The following is a 4971-nucleotide window of genomic DNA, read 5'->3' on the forward strand; positions in this document are numbered from 1 at the left end:
TAATGGTTGTCCGGCGGTGACCTACTCTCCCACACCCTCCCGGGTGCAGTACCATCGGCGCTGTGGGTCTTAGCTTCCGGGTTCGGAATGGGACCGGGCGTTTCCCCCACGCTATGACCGCCGTAACCCTTGCTAATCCATAAAAACAAATCGGTATCAACAAACTTGGCACACTATTGAGTTCTCAAACAACAGACACACCCGGCACCACCCAACCAAACGGTTCAGGATCGCTCCGGAGCAACTTTTCAAACTTACCCGGTTCCAAGCAGCGAAGCAAATCAGCGTTTCCGCGACCCGCACTACCCACAACCAGCCCCACCCAAGACCAGCACACCAAAAGGCGAACCATTTTCAGGCCGTTCATAAAGGGGGGATTAGCCGCCATCTTTCCGCTTCAGCGGCGGCGACTCAGAAAACAATACACCCCCCAAGCCCACCCCGCAAATCCACCCCAACACCCACCCCACACCCCCAAAAACCACAGAATCCCGCGGAATTCCCAACGCACAACCCCCAAGACAAGCCCACCCCACCACCAAAACCACACTATGGACTGGCTCACACCCCCAGTACGTCAGCCCCGGACCCTAAAAGTCAGCATGAAATCAGCTTCCCGGGGCTTGAGTCGGTACTGCTCAAGCACGCCGGGACCACAGGCGGCGGTTCCCACACCCCGAAGCGCATGGTCCACGTACACGTAACTCCTGCCATCAGCCGACAAGTCCGGACGGTGAGCCGCTGCGTCCAAAATGTCCTGGCCGTAGGGCCGGACAGTTAAGGCAAAGGGATCTCCGGAAATCTCGAGCGTATTGTCAGTGAGCTCCAGGGCGGCCCGCCGCACCCCTGATCTCGCCCCGGATTCCTGCGGCCGCACGTAGTCCACGTCCCAGTCGGCCAGCGGCAGCGAGAACCAACCCAGCCTTGCCCCCTGCCCCGTATCGGGGTAGCTCTGGTGAGGGCCCCTGCCGAACCACGTAACCGACGTGGTCTCTTCGCCCAGCACGATTTCCAGTCCAATCCGCGCCCACTCCACCGGAAAGCCGCGGTTGACCCATTCGCCGTCAGGCCTGACCTGCGTCCGGAGTGCAACCGTTGTACCGTCGCTGCTCCAGGTGTAGTCCACCAACACGCCATATTGCTTGTCGGCGGCACTCACGCGGGTGCGAACCGTCAAGGCTTCTCCATCCTCAGAGGAAGCCTCCGAGCTGATGCCGAGCAACCGTGTATGGAGGCGGTTCAGCCCGGCATCCGTCCACTGTGTGGCGAGAGGTCGCTCGTCGGCACCGCCCCACTCCCTGCCCAGGTCATTGTCGGTAGGGGGCCACCACAATGCCAGGCTCATCTTCTCGACGGGGACGCCGCCGATGGAGGTGGGCATACCCGTGACGCGGCTGAAAGCCACCGGTCCCAGGCTGAGCTCGGTTTCCTGGACGAGCACGGGTTCATCCGGTACGGGCTGAATCGCGGCGCCAAGCCCCCGAGCCGCCTGTCCCCAGGCAACTTCGTGCCCTGCCGGTGCCCACGCTGAATCAGCGGCAAGGACCGCGCTGACGGTAAGTACCGCTGGCTGGTCGTCGGGCAGTGAATCTGCGAGGGCAGCAAGACTGGCGGGCAGCTCCACAGCTGCCTCGGCCTGAGGCGCCACGGCCGCAACGTCCACAGTGCCGGCGTCGATCGGCACGCCGTCGGACTCGACTACATACCGGAAGCTGTAGGCGCCGGTGCCAGCGAAATCCTGCCCATTGCGGACCGTGAAGCCCGACCAGTCAGCGGCCACGCTGATATGCAGCGGTTCGATGACTTTCTTGAAGTCCAGCAGTCCCGGCCTGGGATTGCGGTCCGCGTCCACCAGCCCATCGGTGACAAAGTTGCCGTCGTGCACTTGCTCCCCGAAGTCCCCGCCGTACGCGTAGTGCTTGCCGCCCCCGGGAGTGGCGACAGTGATGCCGTGCTCCAGCCATTCCCAGACAAAGCCGCCCATCAGTCGCGGGTACCGTTCGAAAAGCTCCTGGTACTCACTCATGCCGCCGGGGCCGTTGCCCATGGCGTGTACGTATTCGCACAGCACAAAGGGCATGGCCCGGCGTCGGGAATCCAGTGCGGAGTTTTCCAGGGCCGGCTCTATCCCCTGTCCGATCAGTGCCGTTTCCGCCTGGCTGGCGTACATCCTTGAGTAGACATCCACATGCGCGGAAGACCAGTCTCCTTCGTAATGGATGGGGCGGGACGGGTCCCGGTCCTTCGTCCAGCGGGACATGGCGGCGAGGTTCCCGCCGGTGCCCGCCTCATTGCCGAGCGACCACATGATCACCGCCGGGTGGTTCTTGTCCCGCTCGACCGTGCGCCGCATACGGTCTACCAGCGCGGCTTCCCACTGCGGGTCATCGCTAGGGTTTTGCGCCCAGCCGGCGCTTTCGAAGCCGTGGGTTTCCAGGTCGCACTCCAGCACAACGTAGAAGCCAAGCTGGTCCGCAAGCGCCAGGAACTCCGGGTGGGGCGGGTAATGGGACGTCCGGATGGCGTTGATGTTGTGCTGCTTCATGAGCCGCAACTCAGCCTCCACCACATCCCTGGGGACTACCCGGCCAAGGCGCGGATGGTGCTCATGGCGGTTGACGCCGCGCAGCAGGATCCGCCGCCCGTTGACCTTGAACTGGGCGTCTTCAATGGCGATGCTGCGGAAGCCGACCTGTAGTGCCACGGCCTCGGCGGGAGTGCTGACCGTTGCCTCGTAGAGCCTGGGCACCTCAGCGGACCACGGCTCGACGGCGGGGAGCCGCACCTCGGTGCCTGCGGTCAGTTCCAGGTTCAGTTCCGGAACGCGGACGACGGCGTCAATCGCCTGTCCGCCCCGGCTTGCCTCCATCCGGAGGACGCCTTCGCCGGTGCGGTGGTCGTAGTCCGCGTGCACAAAGACATCATCGATGCCGTCGGCCGGCCGCGCCTGCAGGGTAACGTCGCGGAAGATGCCGGGGAGCCACCACATGTCCTGGTCCTCCACGTAACTGGCGGCCGAGAACTGGGCGACGCGCACGGCCAGCGTGTTCGTTCCCTGCTCCAGGATTCCGGAAACGTCGAATTCGTGGGCAAGCCTGCTGCCGCGCGTCGTTCCGAGTTCCACTCCGTTCAGCCACACTGTTCCGGCGGATTCGATGCCGTCGAACCGCAATAGGGCATGCGGAAAAAATTCGGGCCCGGCCTCAAAGACCACCACGTGGTCCCCGATGGGATTTGCCTCGGGAACGTGTGGCGGCTCCACGGCAAACGGGAACTGGACGTTGGTGTAGGCAGGGGCGCCGTGCCCGTGCATCGGCCAGCTGGACGGAACGGGCAGGCTCTCGAAGCCGCTCAGGTCCTTCCCCAGCTGCCAGCCGTCCTCCGGTGCCAGCCGGATTCCGGGGCTGAGCCTGAACTGCCATTCCCCGTTGAGTGACAGCGTTGGTGCATCAGTGTTCAGGAAGGCGCGCGCCGGGAGGCTGCCGGCGCCGGGCTCCAGGGAGGACAGCTGCCGCACGCCCTCCGCACCAATTTCGAGGCTGACGGCGGGCGAACCTGCCGCCAGATCTGGGCTGCCGGCGGGGGCGGCGGGCGATTGAACTGACATGTGCTTCCTTGCTGGTCTGTCGGAAGGGTTGCAGGCGGACGGCGTTCCCTTGGGGGAAAATACTACGTGAACGTTCACGGGCCGCACACCGAGCTTAGTCGACTTTGTCCCGTTTGAGTAGGGTCAGGCTGACTGGCGAAGAACCAACTCGTGCCTGAGAACCAGCATGGCGTCTTCACTCCCGGCCTCCACAGTACCTGTCAGCAGGTTAGCCACGAGGTCGACGGCGGCGCGTCCAACTGCCCGCAGGTCGAGGGCGAGAGTGGTCAGCTCGGGTGTCAAGAGCTCCCCCAAAGGGATCCCGTCCATCCCGATTACTGCACAGTCTCCCGGCACCGTCTTGCCGGCGTCCTGCAGTGCTTTTAGCGCCCCTGCCGCCATGAGGTCGTTGAAGACCAGAAGCCCGTCAATTCCGCCGCGATCCTCGATCAGGGAGTGGACGGCTTCCCGCGCACCGGGGGCGGAATCAGCGGCCTTCCGTACCGTGAGCTCAATGCCCGCTTCCTTTGCTGCAGCGGCGACGGCCAGCCCGCGGGTGGTGGCCGGGCCCTCCTGGTCCGAATCAAGGTAGGCAATCTCCCGGCAGTGCGCGGCTTGGAGGCGCTCCAGGGCAGTCCGCGCCGCGTAGGAGTAGTCAAAGGAGATGCCGCCGGCCGCGTGGCCTGACGGGTCGTCGAGCACCACGACCGGGCGCCGGCCCATCATCGTCTGGGCATCACTCGAGCAGGCACCAAGATAGCCGACGAGCGCGTCGACCTGGGGTGCGAGGCGGGCGACGGCATCCAAGCCGCTCCCGCTGCCGTGGCCGAAGTCATCAACAACCACGTTCCAGCCGCGCTGTGTGGCCACTTCCACCACACTGGATGCGAAAGCAGGAAAGTAGGGGTTGGTAAGGTCCGGGATGGCAAGGCCCAGAGAGACCCGCGCGCCCTGCACCAGGCCCTTCGCAAACCGGCTCGGGGTGTAGCCCAACTCTGCCGCGAGCTGTTGAACCCGTTCCCGGGTTGCAGGACTGATTCCAGGCATGTCGTTCATGGCCCGCGTCACCGTCTGACGCGAGACTCCCGCGGCGGCTGCCACATCCAGAATTGTTGCTCTGCGGATGCGAGGTTCACGGGAGCTAGGGGTCATGACGGTAAGTTTAGGCGGGCCAGGGCTTTCGACTGCCGGGCTGCCATGGCGGTGTTTTGTGTGTTTAAATGTGGGAGGCCCCAACCTGGTGGTTGGGGCCTCGACCTAATGGTTGTCCGGCGGTGACCTACTCTCCCACACCCTCCCGGGTGCAGTACCATCGGCGCTGTGGGTCTTAGCTTCCGGGTTCGGAATGGGACCGGGCGTTTCCCCCACGCTATGACCGCCGTAAC

2 protein-coding genes and 2 rRNA genes are annotated in these 4971 nt (G+C 64.4%); all 4 read right to left on the reverse strand.

What is annotated here, in order from left to right:
• Positions 1–8: 8 nt before the first annotated feature.
• The 4 genes from rrf (M8J71_RS22600) to rrf (M8J71_RS22615) all read right to left on the reverse strand — a co-directional run bounded on the left by rrf (M8J71_RS22600) (position 9) and on the right by rrf (M8J71_RS22615) (position 4969).
• Positions 9–125: ribosomal RNA gene (gene rrf / locus M8J71_RS22600) — 5S ribosomal RNA — on the reverse strand.
• Positions 126–577: 452 nt separating this feature from the next.
• Positions 578–3607, reverse strand: coding sequence for a glycoside hydrolase family 2 TIM barrel-domain containing protein (locus M8J71_RS22605; protein ID WP_256250111.1), 3030 nt, complete (start codon positions 3605–3607; stop codon positions 578–580).
• A gap of 123 nt (positions 3608–3730) precedes the next feature.
• On the reverse strand, positions 3731–4738 hold the full coding sequence (locus tag M8J71_RS22610) for a LacI family DNA-binding transcriptional regulator (protein ID WP_256250112.1): 1008 nt from the start codon (positions 4736–4738) through the stop codon (positions 3731–3733).
• 114 nt (positions 4739–4852) lie between these two features.
• Positions 4853–4969 (reverse strand): 5S ribosomal RNA (rrf, locus tag M8J71_RS22615).
• Positions 4970–4971 lie beyond the last annotated feature (2 nt).

The sequence above is a fragment of the Pseudarthrobacter sp. R1 genome, assembly GCF_024494415.1.
Taxonomy (GTDB): domain Bacteria; phylum Actinomycetota; class Actinomycetes; order Actinomycetales; family Micrococcaceae; genus Arthrobacter.